General features: G+C 62.5%; 18 protein-coding genes and 1 tRNA gene. 8 read left to right on the plus strand and 11 right to left on the minus strand.

What is annotated here, in order from left to right; all coding sequences use genetic code 11:
- Positions 1 to 188: hypothetical protein (locus tag ACFVSJ_RS22800; RefSeq protein WP_387439455.1), on the minus strand; the 188-nt coding region annotated here is incomplete at its 3' end.
- A gap of 189 nt (positions 189 to 377) precedes the next feature.
- On the opposite strand from ACFVSJ_RS22800, the gene ACFVSJ_RS22805 reads away from it, so the two are divergent.
- From ACFVSJ_RS22805 to ACFVSJ_RS22820, 4 genes are all read left to right on the plus strand, one after another.
- Positions 378 to 1,946 (plus strand): NCS1 family nucleobase:cation symporter-1, encoded by a 1,569-nt coding sequence (locus ACFVSJ_RS22805; RefSeq protein WP_387439398.1) that lies wholly within the window; start codon positions 378 to 380, stop codon positions 1,944 to 1,946.
- Positions 1,947 to 2,021: 75 nt separating this feature from the next.
- Positions 2,022 to 2,765: an aspartate/glutamate racemase family protein gene (locus ACFVSJ_RS22810; RefSeq protein ID WP_387439399.1), complete on the plus strand. Its 744-nt coding sequence runs from the start codon at positions 2,022 to 2,024 to the stop codon at positions 2,763 to 2,765.
- 24 nt (positions 2,766 to 2,789) lie between these two features.
- The gene (locus tag ACFVSJ_RS22815) at positions 2,790 to 3,557 is read left to right on the plus strand and encodes an SDR family oxidoreductase (protein ID WP_387439400.1); all 768 of its coding nucleotides are present in this window, start codon (positions 2,790 to 2,792) and stop codon (positions 3,555 to 3,557) included.
- A 267-nt stretch (positions 3,558 to 3,824) separates the two neighbouring features.
- Entirely contained in the window at positions 3,825 to 5,312 is a 1,488-nt protein-coding gene (locus ACFVSJ_RS22820; RefSeq protein ID WP_387439401.1) for a cation:dicarboxylate symporter family transporter, read from the plus strand.
- Positions 5,313 to 5,374: 62 nt separating this feature from the next.
- Here the strand turns inward: ACFVSJ_RS22820 and ACFVSJ_RS22825 are convergent, their stop codons facing one another.
- Positions 5,375 to 5,770, minus strand: coding sequence for a sterol carrier family protein (locus ACFVSJ_RS22825; protein WP_387439402.1), 396 nt, complete (start codon positions 5,768 to 5,770; stop codon positions 5,375 to 5,377).
- 28 nt (positions 5,771 to 5,798) lie between these two features.
- Positions 5,799 to 6,815: an asparaginase gene (locus tag ACFVSJ_RS22830; protein WP_387439403.1), complete on the minus strand. Its 1,017-nt coding sequence runs from the start codon at positions 6,813 to 6,815 to the stop codon at positions 5,799 to 5,801.
- A gap of 94 nt (positions 6,816 to 6,909) precedes the next feature.
- On the opposite strand from ACFVSJ_RS22830, the gene purD reads away from it, so the two are divergent.
- Together purD and ACFVSJ_RS22840 are read left to right on the plus strand one after the other, a co-directional pair.
- Positions 6,910 to 8,220 carry a phosphoribosylamine--glycine ligase gene (purD, locus tag ACFVSJ_RS22835; RefSeq protein ID WP_387439450.1) on the plus strand — a complete coding sequence of 437 codons (1,311 nt, stop codon included), beginning with the start codon at positions 6,910 to 6,912 and terminating at the stop codon, positions 8,218 to 8,220.
- A 2-nt stretch (positions 8,221 to 8,222) separates the two neighbouring features.
- Positions 8,223 to 9,161: a phosphoribosylaminoimidazolesuccinocarboxamide synthase gene (locus ACFVSJ_RS22840; protein WP_387439404.1), complete on the plus strand. Its 939-nt coding sequence runs from the start codon at positions 8,223 to 8,225 to the stop codon at positions 9,159 to 9,161.
- 72 nt (positions 9,162 to 9,233) lie between these two features.
- Here the strand turns inward: ACFVSJ_RS22840 and ACFVSJ_RS22845 are convergent, their stop codons facing one another.
- Positions 9,234 to 10,511, minus strand: a complete 1,278-nt coding sequence (locus ACFVSJ_RS22845; RefSeq protein WP_387439405.1) for a helix-turn-helix domain-containing protein — start codon at positions 10,509 to 10,511, stop codon at positions 9,234 to 9,236.
- Positions 10,512 to 10,634: 123 nt separating this feature from the next.
- Here ACFVSJ_RS22845 and ACFVSJ_RS22850 point away from each other — a divergent pair, with 123 nt between their 5' ends.
- Positions 10,635 to 10,853 carry a hypothetical protein gene (locus tag ACFVSJ_RS22850; RefSeq protein ID WP_387439406.1) on the plus strand — a complete coding sequence of 73 codons (219 nt, stop codon included), beginning with the start codon at positions 10,635 to 10,637 and terminating at the stop codon, positions 10,851 to 10,853.
- 110 nt (positions 10,854 to 10,963) lie between these two features.
- Here ACFVSJ_RS22850 and ACFVSJ_RS22855 read toward each other — a convergent pair whose 3' ends face one another.
- From ACFVSJ_RS22855 to ACFVSJ_RS22885, 7 genes are all read right to left on the minus strand, one after another.
- Positions 10,964 to 12,520 carry an MFS transporter gene (locus ACFVSJ_RS22855; protein WP_387439407.1) on the minus strand — a complete coding sequence of 519 codons (1,557 nt, stop codon included), beginning with the start codon at positions 12,518 to 12,520 and terminating at the stop codon, positions 10,964 to 10,966.
- Positions 12,521 to 12,650: 130 nt separating this feature from the next.
- The gene (locus ACFVSJ_RS22860) at positions 12,651 to 13,112 is read right to left on the minus strand and encodes a MarR family winged helix-turn-helix transcriptional regulator (RefSeq protein WP_387439408.1); all 462 of its coding nucleotides are present in this window, start codon (positions 13,110 to 13,112) and stop codon (positions 12,651 to 12,653) included.
- A 168-nt stretch (positions 13,113 to 13,280) separates the two neighbouring features.
- Positions 13,281 to 13,357, minus strand: a tRNA-Pro gene (locus ACFVSJ_RS22865).
- Between the two features lie 108 nt (positions 13,358 to 13,465).
- The gene (locus tag ACFVSJ_RS22870; RefSeq protein WP_387439409.1) at positions 13,466 to 15,298 is read right to left on the minus strand and encodes an ABC transporter ATP-binding protein; all 1,833 of its coding nucleotides are present in this window, start codon (positions 15,296 to 15,298) and stop codon (positions 13,466 to 13,468) included.
- Entirely contained in the window at positions 15,295 to 17,094 is a 1,800-nt protein-coding gene (locus ACFVSJ_RS22875; protein ID WP_387439410.1) for an ABC transporter ATP-binding protein, read from the minus strand. The genes ACFVSJ_RS22870 and ACFVSJ_RS22875 overlap by 4 nt, the downstream gene beginning before the upstream one ends.
- Before the next feature lie 151 nt (positions 17,095 to 17,245).
- A complete protein-coding gene (locus ACFVSJ_RS22880) occupies positions 17,246 to 18,193 on the minus strand; it encodes a metallophosphoesterase (RefSeq protein ID WP_387439411.1) in 948 nt (315 codons plus the stop codon).
- 2 nt (positions 18,194 to 18,195) lie between these two features.
- On the minus strand, positions 18,196 to 20,538 hold the full coding sequence (locus ACFVSJ_RS22885; protein WP_387439412.1) for a transglycosylase domain-containing protein: 2,343 nt from the start codon (positions 20,536 to 20,538) through the stop codon (positions 18,196 to 18,198).
- On the opposite strand from ACFVSJ_RS22885, the gene ACFVSJ_RS22890 reads away from it, so the two are divergent.
- The gene (locus ACFVSJ_RS22890; protein WP_011775990.1) at positions 20,537 to 20,692 is read left to right on the plus strand and encodes a DUF4177 domain-containing protein; all 156 of its coding nucleotides are present in this window, start codon (positions 20,537 to 20,539) and stop codon (positions 20,690 to 20,692) included. The two genes, ACFVSJ_RS22885 and ACFVSJ_RS22890, sit on opposite strands and share 2 nt — an antisense overlap.
- The last annotated feature ends 1 nt before the right edge of the window (position 20,693 follow it).

Consider the following 20,693-nt stretch of genomic DNA (forward strand, 5'->3'; position numbering starts at 1 on the left):
CACTCCGCGGTCTCTTCCGGATCACGATCAGGCAACTGGGCAGTCAACCCACTAAGGATGTGTGAGGTCTCTTCTCCTGCAGCCACGTCCAACCTCTCTTCATTGAATGTCTGGGCGCTTGCTCTGTGGGGGCGCTCAAAGGAATTTCGTATTGTGAGAATAAAATTCTGCAATTCGAGATTACGCACGCCTGCTGGGCAGCGTCAATACGGATTGCGGGACCGCTACAGTCAACTCCTGTCTGCTGCGCCAATCAACAGAATGTGACCCGTCATACAGTTCAACCCTTGACGTGACGTGACGTGAGTCATAGAGTTCTTTCACTATTCAATAACTTGTTTTCATAATGTGGAAACAGTACGAAGTGGAGATCCACGATGCAGACGACTTCATCAGTCGGCGTCACTGGGACTCCGGAAGAAGATGAGCATCAGGGTGGCCATCACCTGCTCTCCGTAGGAAATACGGAACTTTGTGCCATCGCTTCCGAAGCCTCAGGCCGTACCATCAGCCCCAGCCTCTACAACATCGACCTCGCACCCACCAAGGCCAAAGGCCGTAAGTGGACCAGCTACAGCATCTTTACCCTCTGGGCCAACGACGTCCACAGCCTGGGTAACTATGCGTTTGCCATCGGCCTGTTCTCCCTTGGCCTTGGTGGCTGGCAGATCCTGGTGGCCCTTGGAATCGGCGCAGTGCTCCTCTTTGCCCTGCTGAACTTCTCCGGGTTCATGGGCCAGAAGACAGGCGTTCCGTTCCCCGTCATGAGCCGCATCAGTTTCGGCATCCGTGGCGCGCAAATCGCCAGCCTGGTCCGTGGCGCCGTCGCCGTCGCCTGGTTCGGCATCCAGACCTACCTGGCCTCCGTGGTTCTGCGCGTCCTGCTCGTTGCCGTTGCGCCGGGCCTGAAGGACCTGGACAGCAACTCCATCCTGGGCCTTTCCACCTTGGGCTGGTTCTCCTTCGTGGCCCTGTGGATCGTGCAGTTGGTCATCGTGAGCTTCGGCATGGAAATGATCCGCAAGTACGAGGCCTTTGCCGGCCCCATCATCCTGGTCACCATGGCTGCCATTGCGGTGTGGGTCTTTGTCGAGGCCGGCGGAGCCATCCAGTGGTCCGGCATCAAGGGCCTCGAAGGCACCGAGATGTGGCTGACCATCTTCGCCGGTGGTGCCCTCTGGGTCTCCATTTACGGCACCTTCGTCCTGAACTTCTGCGACTTCACGCGTTCGTCCACGTCCAAGAAGTCGATCGTCAAGGGCAACTTCTGGGGCATTCCCATCAACATGCTGGTCTTTGGCGCCATCGTCGTGATCATGGCCGGCGGGCAGTACAAGATCAACGGAACGGTCATCGAGAGCCCCTCCGATATTGTCCAGAGCATCCCCAACACGCTCCTGTTGGTCCTCGCTTGCCTCGCCCTCCTGATCCTGACCATCGCCGTGAACCTCATGGCCAACTTTGTTGCTCCGGTCTATGCCCTGACCAACCTCTTCCCGCGGCACCTCAACTTCCGTCGGGCAGCCTGGGTCAGCGGCACCATCGGCTTGGTCATCCTGCCGTGGAACCTCTACAACAACCCGATTGTCATCGTGTACTTCCTCGGTGGCCTCGGCGCGCTGCTCGGTCCGCTGTTCGGCGTCGTGATGGCTGACTACTGGCTGGTCCGCCGCGGCAAGGTCAACGTCCTGGAGCTCTACAGCGAGGACCCGAAGGGTGCCTACTTCTACAAGCGCGGCGTCAACCCCAGGGCCATCATTGCGATGATCCCCGCGGCCGCCCTGGCCCTGGCCATTGCCTTCATTCCCGGCCTTGCGGCCGCAGCGCCGTTCGCCTGGTTCATCGGAGCCGGCGTCGCCGCCCTCACGTACTTCGCCGTTGCTGACAAGAAGCAGCCGCACGAAGACGTCTCCGGCGAGCCGATCGCCGTCGCAAGCACCCACTAAGAGCATCACCGAGGCGCCGCCCGTCCTTCCGGTCACCAGATCGCAGGGCGGGCGTTGCCGTTGAGAGGAAAAACCATGCGCATCCTTGTCGCAAACGTGAACACCACCCAGTCGATGACCGATTCCATCGCAGCCCAGGCGCGGGCCGCGGCTGCGCCCGGCACGGAAATCATCGGCATCACCCCGCGCTTCGGAGCTGATTCCTGCGAGGGCAACTTCGAAAGCTACCTGGCCGCCATCGCCGTCATGGATGCCGTGGTCAATTACCCGGAGCCGTTCGACGCCGTCATCCAGGCCGGCTACGGCGAACACGGCCGTGAGGGACTCCAGGAACTCCTCGACGTCCCGGTGGTGGACATCACCGAGGCCGCCGCCAGCACCGCGATGTTCCTCGGCCACAAGTACTCCGTGGTCACCACCCTGGACCGCGCCGTCCCGCTGATCGAAGACCGCCTCAAGCTCGCAGGCCTCGATGCCCGCTGCGCTTCCGTCCGCGCAAGCGGCATGGCCGTGCTGGAACTCGAGGAATATCCGGACCGCGCTGTGGAAGCAATCGTCGGCCAGGCCGAAGAAGCAGTGAGCAAGGACCACGCGGAAGTAATCGTCCTGGGTTGCGGCGGCATGGCTGGCCTCGACGACCAGATCCGTCAGCGCACCGGTGTCCCCGTGGTGGACGGTGTTGCCTCTGCTGTCACCATCGCCGAGTCCCTGGTCCGCCTTGGCCTGTCCACGTCCAAGGTCCGTACCTACGCCACGCCGCGGCCCAAGACTGTCATAGGCTGGCCGATAACTCCCGCGGCCCAGACCGCTGCACGCTAGGCAACTCCCCGAAAGGCAACCCACATGACTGACCCACGCCTGCCCGCCGACCCCAGGGTCGCCGTCGTTACCGGAGCCGGTTCCGGCATCGGCAGGGCGGTTGCCCGGCTCATGCTCGCCGAGGGGTATCGCGTCGCCCTGGCCGGGCGCCGGGAGGCGCAGCTCCTGGCGACGGCGGATGGTCACCCCGAGGCGCTTGCGGTGCCGTGCGACGTGACAGCGCCCGACGACGTCGCCCGCCTTTTCGAGCAGGTCCGCCAACGCTGGGGCCGGGTTGATGTGCTGTTCAACAACGCGGGGATCTTTGGGCCGTCCGGTGACGTGGGGGACCTTGACGTGGATGAGTGGGAGGCAACGCTTCGCGTCAATGTCACTGGATCCATGCTGTGTGCTGCGGAAGCTGTCCGGACCATGAAGGCACAGTCGCCGCAGGGTGGCCGCATCATCAACAATGGCTCCATTTCGGCGCATTCGCCCAGGCCGCGGTCCGTGGCATATACGGTGACCAAGCATGCGATGACCGGTCTTACCAAGAGCATCGAGCTGGATGGCCGCGACTTCGGGATCACCTGCGGGCAGATCGATATCGGCAACACCCGCACGGAGATCATGGATACCATCGGCGTCGGTTCGGGCGCGCTGCAGGCCGACGGCTCGCGGAAGGTGGAGCCGATGTTCCCCGTGGACGACGCCGCCCGTGCCGTGCTCCTCATGGCGAACATGCCGGCGTCGGCAAGCATCGGGTCCCTGGTGGTGACTGCGGCGGGCATGCCGTTCGTAGGCCGCGGCTAGGAGTTCCGCGGCGCGGCGCCAAGCCCCGTGCCGCCACCACCAACATTGAGCTGCGAAGGCCCCCGAACCGCCGTATTTTCCGGCGTTTCGGGGGCCTTCCCATGTCAAAGGAGGTGGTGGCGGCACGCAGGCGATGGCATACCAAACCAACTATGACTTCCATAATATGGAAAAGCTTTTTCCCCTTGCGGAATGATGTGAGCAGGATTACATTGAAAAACATCCCCCGAAATGTGGGGCTGTTCCCAAACTGATTGGTTCAGATCAATGAAGATCCCAGACTCTGCGGCGCTGAAGGCGAGTTCGGCCCCGCGGAAGAAGAAGCCCCTGTACAGGTCGCTCTTCTTCCAAATTCTGATCGCCGTCGTCGCAGGTGTACTCATCGGCCACTTTTGGCCGAACATCGGGTCCACCCTCCGGCCGTTGGGCGATGGATTCATTCAACTCATCAAGATGATCATCGCCCCGCTGATTTTCCTCGTGATCGTCACGGGCATCTCAGCGGTCGGCGACGTCAAGGCGGTCGGACGGGTCGGGGTCAAAGCGCTCCTCTACTTCACCGGCGCTACACTCTTCGCACTGGTCTTCGGGCTCATCGTGGGCAACATCGTCCAGCCCGGTGCCGGCCTGAACATCGATCCCTCCACCCTTTCCCAGGATGCCCTCAACGCCAAGACCGGCAACGCTCCGCCCAAGGACGCCGCGGCCTTCCTCCTGGACGTCATCCCCACCAGCGTGATCGGTGCTTTCGCCAACAACAGCCTGCTCCAGGTCCTGTTCTTCTCGGTCTTCTTCGGCGCAGCCATTGTGGTGATCGGCCGTGAGCGTTGCATGCCGGTCATCAGCCTCATGGAGACCGTGCTGGAACTGATCTTCAAGATCATGTCCTGGATCATGAAGGTGGCCCCGATCGGTGCTTTCGGTGCCATGGCCTTCATCATCGGCCAGTACGGACTGGGCACCCTCAGCACCTACGCACTCCTGATCGCTGCCTGTTACGGCGCGGCCATCATCTTCATCGGCCTGCTCTTCCTCGTGGCGTGGGGCTTCGCCCGCGTTCCGCTCTGGAGCTTCCTCAAGTACACCCGCGAGGAATTCCTGCTGGCCCTCGGCACCGCCTCCACGGAGGCCGTCATGCCCCGCATCATGACCAAGCTGACCAACGCCGGCTGCTCCCGGGCAACCACCGGCCTGGTGGTCCCCACTGGCTACTCCTTCAACCTTGACGGCGCAGCGATCTACCTGTCCATCTCACTGCTCTTCCTGGCGCAGGCTTTCGGCCACAACCTGGACCTCGGCCAGCAGTTGGCTGCCCTCGGCGTGCTGCTCCTGACCTCCAAGGGCATGGCAGGCGTTCCGGGCTCGTCGTTCCTGGCCCTCTCGGCAACCGCCGCTGCACTTGGCATCTTCCCGGTTGCCGGCGTCGCCCTCCTCCTGGGTGCCGACCGCCTCATGGACTCCATGCGCGTCGTCGTGAACCTGCTCGGAAACTGCGTAGCCACCTTCGTTGTAGCCAAGTGGGAAGGCCAGTTCGACCGGAACGTCATGGTCCGCGCCTTCAAGGGCGAGATCACCAACGAGGACTCCGCCATCATGCTCGGCAAGGAAGACGTTTACCAGGAACAGGAACTCCAACGCATCACCGGGGGCCAGGAGCCCTCGCCGAAGTTCCGCGGCGGTCCAACCAAGGACAACATCCCGCAGTTCGAGATGAGCAAGAAGGGCCAGCCGGAAACGCCGGTCTGCCCGGACTGACCATCCTGAGACCGCAGCCGGTGTCCCCACGCGGGGACACCGGCCGCCGTCGTTAAAGGTGCTTACAGGGGCAGTAGCGCCGAAAGGTCCGCCCGCAGTCCGGAGGCTGCCACGCGCCCGGCGGCGACGGCGTCTCCCCACGAAATCCGCCCGGTCACCAACTCAAGCCAGGTGGCGCCGTCGGTCTCTATGACGTTCGGGGGAGTACCGCGCGTGTGCCGCGGGCCCTCCACGCACTGGGTGACGCCGAACGGAGGCACCCGGACCTCCACCGAATTGCCCGGCGCGCGGGCGGTGACCTCCTCGAGCGAGTAGCGCACCGCCGTCGCAATCAAAGAGCGCGACGGCGGTGCCGCGGCTTCGGTGCTTTCGGCGCCTACGGGCCCGACGGCGGTTTGCCAGGCTTCCAACGCGGCGCGGCCCTCCTGGATATCGATGCGGCGTCGTGCAACTGCCATGGTGAAAACTACTCCTCTGTAATACGTCTTAGCCGAGCATGGCGGACACCGCGTGCCCCAGCCGGATCTTCCCTACCTGGCGGCCACCGCCAAGAACTGGTTCCACCACACGCTCCAGCACGTTGGATACCGCTGGGATGTCCACGGCGCCGCTGACGGCCAGGAGGGTGAGGCCGATGAGGGAGGTGGCGCGGAGGTTGCCGTCCAGCACCTTGACCGCAACCGTGGCACCTGTGGGCGTGGCAAGGACCAGCACGCCTTCCGCGCCGATCTTGGCCAGGACATCCAGCTCTTCCATGACGATCGTGTTGGCCTCGCCCTTGCCCTGGACGGCCCACGGATAGTCGAGCATCGACGTGGCGATGGTGGCGGCGCGGGCATTGGAGGCAGGGTCGCCGGGGGCTTTCGCCAGCCGGGAATACGCCCGGGCCAGGCCGGTCAGCGAGATCGCGGCAACGGGTGCACCACAACCATCTATACCCAGATGGGAAATGGTCTCGCCGCTGTACTCCTCAATCACGGAGCGCACCCGCTGCTGCAGGGGATGGTTCGGCTCAAGGTAGCTGCGGAGGTCCCAGCTGTTCTCCACGCAGGCCCAGAGGAACGCCGCGTGCTTGCCGGAGCAATTGAACGCGAGCTTCGATTCTCCGCGCTCGGAGCGCACCAGCCAGTTGCGGGCGGTTTCGTCCTGGGGCCAGGCAGTGGGGCACTGGAGTTGGTCCACGCGGAGCCCGGCGGCTTTGAGCATGCCTTCCACCACGTCCATATGATCCAGGGAGCCGGTGTGGCTGCCGCAGGCGACGGCCACCTGGGCGCCGCGCAGCGGAACGCCGGCTTGCATGGCAGCGAGGGCCTGGAAGGGCTTCAGCGTTGAGCGGGCCATGATGGGTGCCTCGATGTCGCCGAGGCTCGTGACCACGTTGCCGTCACCCGAAAGGACCACCGCTGCGCCGATGTGCCGTGACTCAATGAAGCCGCTGCGTTCGATCACTGCAAGTTCGACGGCGGACTCAACAGTAAACGTTTCATGGGAACTCAGTGGCATGAGCCAAGTCTAGGCGGCGACGGGCGTGTCATTCGGTTCCGCCCGCTGACACACCTTAGGACTCGCGCGGCTTCACAAAGTACCCTTGAGGACTGTGAAGGTACTCGTCATTGGCCCAGGCGGCCGCGAACACGCCATTGTCCGCTCTCTGCTTGAAGATCCCAACGTTTCCGAGGTCCACGCGGCACCGGGCAACGCAGGCATCAGCAAACTCGTTCCCACCCACGCGATTGACGGGAACAACCCGGAAGCCGTGTCCGCCCTCGCCACCAAGCTCGAGGCGGACCTGGTGGTGGTTGGTCCGGAAGCTCCCCTCGCAGCAGGTGTCTCGGACGCCGTGCGCGCAGCGGGCATCCCTGTGTTCGGCCCCAGCAAGGAAGCCGCACAGCTTGAGGCTTCCAAGGCCTTCGCCAAGCAGATAATGGCTGAGGCCGGGGTACCCACTGCCATGGCCCGCGTAGCCGAGAACGCCGAGGAGGCAGCTGACGCGCTGGACACCTTCGGCGCTCCCTACGTTGTCAAGGACGACGGCCTCGCGGCAGGCAAGGGCGTTGTTGTCACCAAGGACCGTGCCGAGGCCCTGGCCCACGCGCAGGCCTGCTTCGACGCCGGTGGAACCGTGGTGATCGAGGAATTCCTGGATGGCCCCGAGGTCTCCCTGTTCGTGCTCTGCGACGGCCGTACCACCGTTCCGCTGTCTCCGGCCCAGGACTTCAAGCGCATCTTCGACAACGACGAAGGCCCCAACACCGGCGGCATGGGCGCATACACCCCGCTTGAGTGGGCTCCCGAAGGACTGGTCCAGGAAGTCATCGACCGCGTCGCGCAGCCCACGGTTGATGAGATGGCCCGCCGTGGCACCCCATTCATCGGCGTGCTCTACTGTGGTCTCGCCCTGACCTCCCGCGGAACGCGCGTCATCGAGTTCAACGCGCGCTTCGGCGACCCGGAAACGCAGGCTGTCCTGGCCCGCCTCAAGACCCCGCTCGGTGCGCTGCTCCTGGCAGCTGCCAAGGGCGAACTGGACACGGCAGAGGAGCTGCGCTGGTCCAAGGACACGGCAGTCGCCGTCGTCGTCGCCGCCGAAAACTACCCGGACACGCCCCGCACCGGCGACCGCATCCGTGGCCTCAAGAAGGTTGACGAACTGGACGGCGTCCACGTGATCCACGCCGGCACCAAGCTGGACGACGAGGGCAAGGTTGTTTCTGCCGGCGGCCGCGTGCTTGCGGTTGTCGCGCTCGGTTCCGATCTGGTTGAGGCCCGCGAAAAGGCGTACGACGGCGTGGAGCTGGTTCAGCTCGAAGGCTCGCAGTTCCGTACGGATATTGGAGGCAAGGCCGCGCGCGGCGAAATCCGGGTGCCGTACGCGGCTACCGGCACCATCCCGAAAGTACAGGCCTGAGCATGACTGAATCCCTTCCCACCGGCGGCTTCGAGACCGAAACGCTGCAGCTACCGGGCTGGACGCACGTCTATTCCGGCAAGGTGCGCGACCTCTACATCCCGGCCGACGAGTCCATCACGGAGAAGTTCGGCCAGGACTGCGTGCTGGTGGTTGCCAGCGACCGCATCAGCGCCTACGACCATGTGCTCAGCAGCGAAATCCCGGACAAGGGCCGGATCCTCACGCAGCTGAGCCTCTGGTGGTTCGAGCAACTCGACGTTGAGCACCACGTCCTTGCCTCCACTGTTGAAGGTGGTGTTCCGGCTGAGGTTGAGGGCCGGGCCATGATCTGCAAGAAGCTGGACATGTTCCCGGTGGAATGCATCGCCCGCGGCTACCTCACCGGTTCCGGCCTGGCTGAGTACAAGGTTTCCCGTACTGTGTGCGAGATCCCGTTGCCGGAGGGACTCGTGGATGGCTCACGCCTGGAGACCGCCCTGTTTACCCCGTCCGCAAAGGCCGAGGTGGGCGAGCACGACGAGAACATTACCTACGACGACGTCGTGGCGCTGGTGGGCGACGACATCGCTGCCCGGCTTAGCGAACTGACGCTGAAGATCTACACCCGCGCCGAGGAGATCGCCCGCGAACGCGGCATCATCCTGGCCGATACCAAGGTGGAGTTCGGCATCGACGCAGGCACCGGCATCATCACGCTTGGCGACGAAGTCCTGACTCCGGATTCCTCCCGGTTCTGGGACGCGTCCACGTATGCCCCAGGCAAGTCGCAGCCGTCGTATGACAAGCAGTACGTCCGCGACTGGCTGACCTCCGCTGAGTCGGGCTGGGACAAGGCCTCGGACACTCCGCCGCCGGCCCTGCCCTTGGATGTTGTTGAGCGCACCCGCGCCCGCTACGTCGAAGCGTACGAGAAGCTCACGGGCCGCACCTTCGCATAACCCCGCCCAACTGGGTCGCAGTAGAGCGCGTTTTGAGCCGTCAAAACGCGCTCTACTGCTACTTAGATGGGGCTAGCTGGCTTCGGAATGTTCCGGGTGCGTTGCTGCGGCCCGGCGTTCGGCCAGACGGATTTCCAGCACGGCGTCCATGGCCTGCTGCACCCGATCCGAGGCCCCGGCCGCACTGAAGTCGTGCTGTGCTTCCTCCAGGTAATGAAGTGCCTCCGACGTTTCGCCAGCAGCTTTCAACGACTTGCCCAGCAGCAACGACACTTCACCGGCCGTGTGGCGTGCAAGGACCTTGCGGTCCTGGTAGATCTCGCGGAGCTTCTCGACGGCGGCAGGAATGTCCCCGGTCAAGTACAGCCAGCGGGCGCGAATGAACGCGACCTCGAGCTGATCGGTCTTGTTGCCGCCGACGATCGACAGTGCCAGCTCCGCACGCTCAATGGCGGACAGGGTTTCCGGCTCCACAATGCCTGAGGACAAGCGAACCGCGGCCGAGGCTTTGTTGAAGCGGGCCCAGAGTTCGATGTCGTTGGCGGGGGAGAGGAGCTTCGCGGCGCGTTCGTGGTGCTTGATGCCCTCTGCGTAGTCGTGGCGCATGAAGGCAACGTTGCCCACAACCCACGCCACCTCGCCGGCCAGCTGCGACACGGAGTGCTCGTCCATGTGCTCGATCATGGCCAGACAGTACTCCCAGGCCTCATCCAGCTTGCCGCTCTCAGCCAGCGCACCGATCAGCGCGCGGTGCGCGCCGATGATCAGCGTGGAGCCCTTGGGCAGCTGCTCGCACAGCTTCACGGCCTGCTTTGCATGCTCGACGGCGGTGGCCAGCTGACCTTGTCCGTGGCACACCGCGGCAAGCATCTGCCAGGCACGCACTCCGAGGCCGGCGGATTCGGTGGCCATGGGGTGTTCCAACAGGTGTTCCACGATCTGCTGGCATTCCTTCAGCAGGCCCTGCTTCATCACGCACTCGGCCTGCATGTAGGTCATGTTCCACCAAGCGCTGTTGTTCTTGGCTTCCAAGGCGATCTGTGCGGCGGTGGCTGCGTGTGTCGCGGCGAGGGGATAGTCACGGAGGTCCCAGGCCTGCCGGGCATACAGGCCGGCCAGCACATATTCGGCGTCGCTGACCGAAACGGGCTGGCTCCAGGCTTCCAGGGCCTTCGGTGCCAGTTCGAGTCGACGTGCGAGCTCTTCGATGACCTCGGCCGTGGGTTCGCGCCGGCCCGTTTCGAGCAGCGAAATGTAGCTCGGAGAGTACAAGTTCTTGCCCAGTTCGGCCTGCGTCAACCCGCGTTCCAGCCGTTCGGCACGCAGCTTCTCGCCGAATCCGTTTCCCACGGGCCCTCCTCCAGGCGTCTTTTGACCCAAACCTTGACAGTCTCTGTGGAAAACATTTTACAATGTATGTCAACAGGGACCGTGCAATTTCCGTAACGAATCCGACTCGCATTGGGGAACACTATGTTCAAGAAAATCGCCGCTTCGGTGGCATTGGCAGGCGCTCTCGCGTTCACGGTTGCGGCTCCCGCAGTCGTCTCTGCGGCTCCGGCCGTAGATTCCAACACTTCGGTCAGCGCCATTGGCAACTGGCCTGATCCTATGCGCGTATCCGCGCCCACCAAGTCGGCGGACACGACGTACACCACGTCCTCCATCGGCAACTGGCCGGATCCGATGTAAGCAACACCCAACGAAGAAACCCCGGAGCATCACGAGCTGCTCCGGGGTTTCTTTTTGCCTCCTTGGAGGTCGTCTGATTTGTCGGCGAATGACTGTAACTGATTCTTCCCCTACTCTCCGAATTTCGTTGATGTCGCTCTGCTGGGGATCCAAACGGCGGCGATGACTGCTCCACCGAGCAGCACGGCGACGCCAACTATGAAAGTGCTGTGCATCGCGCCAACGAATGCTGTCTGGGCATGGGACAGGATGTCCTCGATGGTTTGCCGTTGGTCAGGATGGAGCCGCTGCAATTCTTCGAGCACGTAGGTAGTTGCGCCCAACGAGTCTCGTGCTTGGCCGCTCAGCCCCGCCGGCAGAGCAGAAAGGGCAGCATCCACCTGGTTTCTGTAGTTCGTGGCGAGTTGGGATCCAAAGATGGCTACACCCAGGGCTGCGCCGACTTGGCGGAGGGTATTGTTGATGGCGCCCCCAACGGCCGCTTTGTGCAGGTCGACGGCAGACATGACGAGCGTCGTCGTTGCTCCCATGACCGTGCCCATCCCCAGCCCCGCGAGCAGGAGACCCGATTCCATCAAGAGAATTGAGGACCGGGCATCAACAAGGAGGAAGACGGCGAGGGCGCAGGCCAAGACCAGCAGGCCAATGCTGATGGCCCATTTGAAGCCCAGCAAGCGAACGATTACGGCGTTGCCAACAGCCGTGCAGACGGAACCGACGGCCACTGGAAGCAGCAGGATTCCAAGTTCCAGCGGTGTCTTGTTCAGAACCAACTGGACGAAGAAGACAAGGAGGAATGTACTTCCGGTCAGTGCTAGGAAGGCGAGCGAGATTGCGACTGTTCCTCCGGCAAAGGCGGGACGTTGGAAAAGGGTCACATCCAATGCTGGTGCCGGCGTGCGTCGTTCCACCGTAACGAGGACTCCGACCAGGACCAGCCCGATGACGACGGAGCCGCCTGAGGAAAACTCAAGCCAGTCTCCACTCGAGCCGGCGGCTATGACTCCGTACACGAGGAAGGTAGTCGCTGCAGCTGCCAGGACCAGACCCGGAAAGTCCACGGCATTACTCTTCGAACCTTTTGATTCTGGTGCGAACCGGAAAAGCATCACGAGGCACGCCAACGCGATCGGAATGTTGATAAGGAAAACCGACCCCCACCAAAACGTGGTAAGTAATACGCCGCCAAGACTGGGGCCAAAAGCCACGGAGACGCCTCCTAAGGCCGCCCAGATTCCCAAAGCTTTGCCTTGCTCGTTCTCGGGGAGGCTTTCTTTGATAATGGCGAGTGTTGTTGGAGGAATCGTGGATCCGCCCAGGCCCATCACCGCTCGCCAGAAGATGAGCTGCTCTGGTGTCCCCGCCCAAGCCGAAAGAGCGGAGGCCGCGGCGAACGCGACCAAGCCAAGGGCAAGAAGTTTGCGTCGCCCAAAGCGGTCCGCAAGCACGCCGGCCGTAAACATCATGGCGGCGTAGACCAGAATGTACGAGTCAATGGACCACTGCAACTGAGCGTTGGAAGCTGACAGGTCCCGTTGGATTTCACTCAAGGCAACGTTCAGGATCGTGTTGTCCATCATGACCATTAGGAAACACGCTCCGAGGATCAAGAGCAGGACTCTTGGACGCCGCAAAGTGTCCTTCGGTTTGGCTACCAGTTCGGGCATTCTCACTCCTCATGTAAGATCTCTTAGTCGTATAAGAGATCTTACATAGGCGGATGCGCCCCGAGGTTAAGCGAACACTTTTGGAACACCGATTGCCGGAAGCGTTGTTACGTCCCGGGCCTTTGTGGGACTAGGCGAGCAGTGTCCTTGTGACTCTTCCCAGGAGTGCCTTCAGATGTTCCACCTCAGGGGCGGAAAGGGAATCGGCGAGGTGGCGCTCGACGTCCTGTATTGCAGCATCCGCGGACTGTAAAAGTCGGTTCCCGTCTTCGGTCAACGTAATTGTGAGGACGCGTGAATGAATCTCGGCGGGCTGCCTCATGACCAAGCCGCGGGTTTCCAGTTTCGTGACCACTACGCCCATTGTCTGCGGGGTGATATTTACGAGCCGCGCTAGTCCGGCACTCGACGTGCCGGGATTACAGCCAAGCATGAGCAGAGTTGCGTACTGAGTCGGCGAGAGATCGAATTCCTCCAGGGCACCATTGACGGTGTCGAGGATGGCGCCGTTTGCGCGGTTTATCAAGACCGTCAAGCGGTTATTGATTTCCCGCTGACTCCTGGCCTTATCGGTGTCGCTTGGGGACGCCATGGGCACTTCCTTTGGATAAGCCGTCAGCTTTTGGGCGGGCCCACCAGCTGAGATCTCAGCCCGAGTAGGCGGCCCTCAGGTCGGGCCTCATCCAGCCTATGGCATGCCATCAATTGGGCCGTTGCATAAACAAAAATGGCGCCGATTTCTCGACGCCATTTCCGTTTATGGTCGGGATGACAGGATTTGAACCTGCGACCTCTTCGTCCCGAACGAAGCGCGCTACCAAGCTGCGCTACATCCCGATCCGCTGCGAAAGCAACTGTTCAAGGATAGCTGAATCGGTGCCGGATGCGAAATCGGGGGAGTGGTGTCCCTCGTCACAGCAGCACCGCCAGCCCCACGGAGGACGGCTACACCAACGAGTCCCGCCAGGCCCCGTGCAGGCGGGCGAAACGTCCGCCGCCGGAGATCAGTTCGGCCGGTGTCCCGTCCTCGACAATGAGCCCATCGTGCACCACCAGCACACGGTCGGCGGTCTCTACGGTGGAGAGCCGGTGCGCGATGATGATGGCCGTGCGTCCGGAACCGGGGCCTGCGACGCCATCCAGCAGATTGGCCAGCCCCTGTTGCACCATTCGCTCCGAAGGGATGTCCAAGGATGACGTGGCTTCGTCCAGGATCAGTACAGCCGGCGCTGCCAGGAACGCGCGGGCAAAGCCAATGAGCTGCCGCTGTCCGGAGGAGACGCGTCCGCCCCGCTTGTTCACGTCGGTGTCGTACCCCTCGGGAAGTCCCATGATGAACTCGTGGGCACCCACCGCCGCAGCTGCCGATTCGATCTCGGCGCGTGAAGCTTCAGGCCGTCCCAGTGCAATGTTGTCCGCCACGGAACCGCTGAACAGGAACGCTTCCTGGGTCACCATGACAACCGCGCGCCGGAGGTCCGTGGTGGAAAGGTCACGCAGATCCACGCCGTCCAAGGTGATGGCTCCCGAGGTCACGTCGTAGAAGCGGGCCACGAGCTTGGCCAGCGTGGATTTACCGGCACCCGTTTGTCCTACCAAGGCCACTGTTTGACCGGCCGGAATGTGCAGATCCATGCGCGGAACCACAATGCTGGCATCGTTGTAGCCAAACTCCACGCCGTTGAAGTCGATCTCGCCGTGCGGCTGTTTCAGGGCCACGGCATTCTTCGGCGGACGGACCGTGGGAACTTCCTCCAGCAGGCCGGATACCTTCTCCAGCGCTGCCTGTGCGCTTTGGAACGAGTTGTAGAACATGGCCATCTGGTCCACTGGCTGGAAGAACCGCTTGGTGGACAGAATCAGCGCCAGCAGAACGCCCACGGCCAACTCGCCACTAAGGACGCGGAACCCGCCGAGCAGCAGAACCACGGCCACGCAGACATTGCCGATCAACACCAGGCCCGGCTGCAGCACGCCGTTCAGGAAGATGGAGCGCACTGTATTTTTGCGGTACGCCTCAGCCACTTCACCGTATTGCTCTGCGTTTTCGCGCTCCTTACGGAAGGCCTTGACGGCGCGGATCCCCGTCATTGTCTCCACGAAGTGCACAATGAGTCGGGCTGAAACAACCCTGGATTCGCGGAAAGCAATCTGCGAATGCTTCTGGTACCAGCGGGCAAGGAAGAACATCGGCACGCCGGCCGCGAGCATGATCAGGCCACTGCGCCAGTCCAAAGCGAACACAGTGAACGCGGTGAAGAGCATGAACAGGATGCCTGAAGCCAAGGAGCTGACGCCGGAGTCGAGGAGTTCGCGGAGGGCTTCCAAGTCCGAGGTTTGGCGGGCGATGATGCGTCCCGACGTGTATTTCTCGTGGAATTCAAGGCTGAGGCGCTGTGTGTGTCGGAACACCCGGACCCGCAGATCCAGCAACATGGCCTGGCTCAGCTTGGCTGTTGAGGTCACGTACAGGGCGGTCATCCCCGCAGTGGCGATGGCCGCTGCGATGTACAGGACGCCTACCAGCACCAGTGGCCCGTTGTCTCCGGACTGCAAAGACGGCAGCGCGTGGTCAATGCCAAAAGCGATCAGTGCGGGCCCGGCCACCCTGGTGAGCTGCGAAATGACAACCATCACGATCGTCAGCCAGAAACGCAACCGCACCGGACGGATCAGCGAGGCAAGCAAGGCGAGCGACCGGCGTCGTACGGCTTTGCTGTCCGCCTTCGAAAGGAGGGTGTTGTCCTCGTTGGCGGTTCCGAATGTCGTGGCGCTCAACGGGTGGCCTCCTCTGCGTCTTCGAGATCCTGCAGTTCGCTGTCAAGGTCCTTCGGACCGGTGTCCAGGCTCGCGATGACGTACCGGTAGTGGTCATTCCCGGCCAGCAGTTCGGTATGGGTTCCGACGGCGGTAATGGTGCCGTTTTCGAGCAGGGCCACGCGGTCCGCCAAGGCAACCGTGGAAGGACGGTGCGCGACGATGAGGGTGGTGGTCTCCCGCAGTACCTCGCGGAGTCGGGCTTCCACACGTTCCTCCGTGTTCACGTCCAGGGCAGACAGGGGATCGTCCAGGACCAAGACTTTTGGCTTGGCGGCGATGGCGCGGGCCAAGGCGATCCTTTGCCGCTGACCGCCGGAGAGGCTTAGCCCTTCCTCGCCGATCAGCGTGTCCACGCCCTCGGGGAGGGAATACGCGAACTGTGCCTGGGCAACATCGAGGGCCTCGTCGAGCGCAACGTCGGAGGGCTCGGGAGCGCCGAGCAGCACGTTGTCCCGCACGGAACTGGAGAACAGCGTGGTGTCCTCGAACGCCACGGCAACAATCCGCCGGAGCTCCTCGAGGTCGAAGTCGCGCACGTCAACGCCGTCGATGGTCACTGATCCGTCAGTGGCGTCGTAGAGCCGGGGAACCAGTTGGAGCATGGCGCTCTTGCCGCTGCCGGTGATGCCAACAAGGGCCATGGTTTCGCCCGGGCGGATGTCCAGGTTTACGTCGTGCAGCAGGGTGCCGCCGTCGTCGAACCCGAAACCTGCGTGCTCGAAGCGCAAGGCTCCCTTCACGGCCGACGGCACCGCGGGCTGTTCCGGCGAGGTAATAGTGTTCTGCGTGTCCATGACCTCGAAGTGGCGGTCCAATGCGGTCTTGGCGGTCAACGCCATGGCCAGGAGCATGCCCGAGAATTCCACCGGCGTGGCCACAACCGCGGCCGTCGCGAAGAAGGCCACCAGCGAGCCGATGCTCAGCTGGCCGGACGCGGCGAGCATGATGCCCACCACCAGCCCAACACCCAGCGCGAGCTCCGGCAGGAGCGTTACCACCAGCGTGAAGCCGGCCTGCTGCTTGGCCTTGGCAATCTCGGTTTGGCGCAGTTCTTCGGCCTGCCCATTGAAATTCTCCAACGCTTCCCGGCTGCGTCCGAAGGCCTTCAGGACGCGGATTCCGTGGACGGACTCTTCAACCGTGGTTGCAAGGTCGCCCGCTTGGTCCTGGCTCAGCCTCGTGACCAGGCTGAAGCGGCGACGGAACCGGAACGAGTTGACCATGATTGGCACGGCGGCCGCAAGGAAGATCAGAGCCAGCTGCCAGCTCATGGTGAACATGACGCCCACGCCGATGATCACCGTCAGCGTGGTGACTACCAGCATGATCGCGCCGAACGCCATCCAGCGGCGCAGGAAACTGAGGTCGGTCATCGCGCGCGAGAGCAACTGGCCTGAACCCCACCGATCGTGGAAGGACACTGTGAGCTGCTGCAGGTGCCCGTAGAGGGACACGCGCATCTTCGTCTCCACCGTGGTGGCCGGGTTGATCACGAACTGGCGGCGCAGAGCCACCAGTCCGGCTTCTCCCACACCAAGCGCCAGAATCACGACGGCGGCAATCCAGACCGCGCCCGGGTCACCGCCGGGTTGGAGCGAGTTGTTGACCAGAACCCTCAGCACCTGGGGGATGGCCAAAGCCACGATGCTTGCCAGCAGGGCGCACAGGAGGCCCATGAACAGGCGGGGGAGGATGGGCCGAACGTGGGGGTAGAGGCGGCCGACGGAGGTGAAAAATGACGTTTGTTTGGACATGCCCGCTTCTCAACAGCTGGATCTTCAGATGGTGCGGAGGTAGTTTCCCGTAGCAACCACCCTATGCCATGCCGTGATTCGTTTCACAGGACTACGCAACGTCGGTGAAATGTTTGACCCAGTTATTGGGGATCGTAATGCTGGGCGTCGTTCAGTTGCGGGACGTGAGCGTCAGCAAGACTGCTTCCGGGCGGCAGGCGATGCGGACCGGGGCAAAACGTGAGGTGCCGATGCCGCCCGAGACGTTCACCGGCGTCGTGAATCCGTCGCTTTCCCAGTCATGCAGGCCCTTCGCGCGCCAGGTTGGGAGGTCGCAGTTGGAGACCAAGGCGCCGTAGCCGGGAATGCAGATCTGGCCGCCGTGGGTGTGGCCGGCGAGGATCAGGTCAGCTTCGGCTTCTGTGAAATGGTCGAGCACACGCTGATAGGGAGCGTGGATGACTGCCACCTTCAAGTGCGGGCGAGCGTCCTGGTTCCTTGTACCCCTGGGCCAGCCGGCGTAGCGTTCCCGCTTTAGGTGCGGATCGTCCACACCGGAGAAATCAAAGCGTAATCCGTTCAGCACCACTGACTGTGCGCGGTTGGTCAGTTCGATCCAGCCGCCCATTCCAAACGCTGAGCGGAGCTTGGGCCAATCGAGTTTGATGGGGTCGGTCTTGAGTTTGGACGGGCCCCGGAAGTAGCCGGCTGGGTTCTTGATCCGCGGCGCGTAGTAGTCGTTCGAGCCTGGGACGAAGACGCCCGGGAATTCCATGAGCGGACGGAGCGCCTCGACCAGAGGATCGATGGCCTTGACGTGGCTCAAATTGTCACCGGTGTTGACCACCAGATCGGGCTTTAGCTCTGCCAAGGATCGCAGCCAGTCCGCTTTCTTGTCCTGGCCGGGAACGAAATGGATATCGCTCAAGTGAAGAATACGGAACGGCTTGAAGCCTTCCGGAAGGATCGGCAACGTTTCGTGCCGGACCTCAAACTGTTCCTTCTCCCACCAGCCATAAGCGGCAGCTGCTGCTCCCGCCGTTGCGCCGACTGCTGTGGTTACGGCGAAACCGCGCCCGATGGTGCGGACGCGGTTTGCCAAGGAATCACGGAACGTCACTCTTAGTCCTTGCCGGGGCCGTTGTTGCCATTCCCGTTGTTGCCGTTATTGCCACTGTTCCCAGTTCCCGTGGACGGAGCGGTGGAAGGCGTGGTGTTGGATGGCGTGGAGCGCTGGGTAGGAGCCGGCGTGCTTCCGAGAAGGTTGGACGGCGGCTGCTGGAACGGGTTGGTGCCATAGGCCGGAGCCACGGACAGCATGTAGTTGGTGAACTGCGGACCGGCGATCATGTAACCGTCGATGGAAGGGTAGAACTTGCCGTTGACGGTGATGTTCCGGCCGTAGCGCGACTGGTTACCCAGCGGGTCTCCGAACCACGAAGCAGTGGCAAGGCCGGTGGTGTAGCCGACAACCCAGGTGGAGCCGTTGGTGTCGTTGGTACCGGTCTTGGCGGCAACCGGGAAGTTGGCCTTGGTGGACAGCGACGGACGGATCAGCGAACCGGAACCAGCGTTGAGCACTTCCTGCATGGCGTATGCAACGCCCCGAGCCACCTCGGGCTTCACGGCGTCCTTGCAGTTGGAGGACTGCGCCGGCAGATCTGCACCGGACTGATCCTTCACCGAGGTGATGGCGATCGGTTCACAGTACTTGCCGTCGGCAGCAAACGTGGCGAAGGCACTGGCCATTGTCAGCGGCGCTGTCTGTGTTGAACCAATAAGGTTGGCCAGGGTGGTCATGGTGACCTTGGGGTTGGGATCAGTGATCTTGCCGCTGTCGTCACGGGCAGGAAGGCCTCCGTGGATTCCCGTGGCATCGACAATCTTCTGGATGCCGCAGAGGTCCACCTGGGAGGCAGAAGCAAACGTTGCCGTATTGATGGAGTTCATGAGGCCGTACAAGACCGTCATGTTGCGGTAGTAACCCTCGTCGGAGTTCTGAAGGTCGAAGGTGCCGTTCGTGGCGTCATACCAGCCGACCGTGGGCGTATCGCAGGTGTTCTTCCACGGGAAGTTCTGTGGGTATCTGCGGACGGACGCATTGATGTTGGTATTCATCGACTTGCCCTCGTTCAGCCACTCAGCGAACGTGAAGGGCTTCATGGTTGAACCCGGCTGGAACCCGCCGATGCCGTTGAGGTCGTTGCCCTTGGCATCCATGACGTCCACGTTGAAGTTCTGCGTTTGATCGAACTTGCCCTCTTGCGGGAGCCACACAGTGTTCTGGGCCATGCTGACAATCTGGCCGCTGCCCGGCTGGACGGAGACGATCGAGGCGCCCCACTTATCCGGGTTGGCGCCAGCGGTGCCATCAACCTGCTGCTGGGCGACGGCCTGTGCCGTGGGGTCGAGGGTGGTGCGGATGGTGAGGCCACCACGCTGAACGCGCTTGATGCGCTCTTCCTGGGTGTCACCGTAGGCCGGGTTGTTGAAGAGCAAGTGCAGCACGTAGTCGCAGAAGTACGGCGCCATGGTGGCGTAGGCACAACCCTGACGGGCCGGCGTGACCTTGGTGGTGACCGGCGTTGCTACGGCTTCGTCGTGCTCGGCCTGGGTGATCTTTTTCTGGGCGAGCATGGCGTTGAGCACCAGGTCGCGCCGCACCTTCGAGTTGTCCGGGTTGCTGATCGGGTCGAAGGCGGAGGGGCTGTTCACGAGGCCGGCCAGCAGGGCAGCCTGTGGCAGCGTCAGGTCCTTGGCCGTGGTGCTGAAGAAGAATTTGGACGCGGCTTCAATGCCGTAGGCATCCCGGTTGAAGAACACAATGTTGAGGTAACCCTCAAGGATCTGCTCCTTGGAGAACTTCTTCTCCAAGGCGATCGCAAGCTTCATTTCCCGAAGCTTGTCACCCACGCCTTTGTTAACACCGTTCAGGAGAACGTCTTCACTCTTGCCCGAAGACACCAGCGACTCGTTAATAACGTTGTTGACGTACTGCTGGGTGATGGTGGAAGCACCCTGCTTGTTGCCGCGCGCTGTGCTCACAAGCGCACGCATGATGCCCGTGGTGTCGATGCCGCCGTGCTCATAAAAACGGCTGTCCTCAATAGCGACGACAGCGTCCTTGATGAATGGGCTCATTTGGTCCAGCGGAACTTTGGTACGGTTCTCCGCGTAGATGGACGCGATAGGCGATCCATCCTTCGCCAGAATCGTGGTGTTCTGGCTGGGCGGGTCCACTTGGAGCTCCGCCGGCAGAGTGTCAAAGAACTGGATGGAACCACTTGCGGCACTGCCCGAGACGGCGGCGGCTGGGACCAGGAGGCCCGCCACCAGGACGCCACAGATCGCACTCACGCCAAGGAAACCTAGAATCTTTCCGAGGGTGGTGGCAGTGTCGAATATGGGGTTCTTGCGAGTCACCATGTTTTCCACTTTACCGGCAAGGGCTAGGCTTTCTGTCATGACCAAATGGGAGTACGCCACGATTCCGCTCATCATCCATGCCACAAAGCAGATCCTGGACCAGTGGGGCGAGGACGGCTGGGAGCTTGTACAGGTCGTCGGTGGCCCCGATGGCAAAGGCCTTGTCGCATACCTTAAAAGGGAGAAGCAGTAAC

Origin of the sequence: Paenarthrobacter sp. NPDC058040 (assembly GCF_042885775.1) — a bacterium.
Taxonomy (GTDB): Bacteria; Actinomycetota; Actinomycetes; order Actinomycetales; family Micrococcaceae; genus Arthrobacter.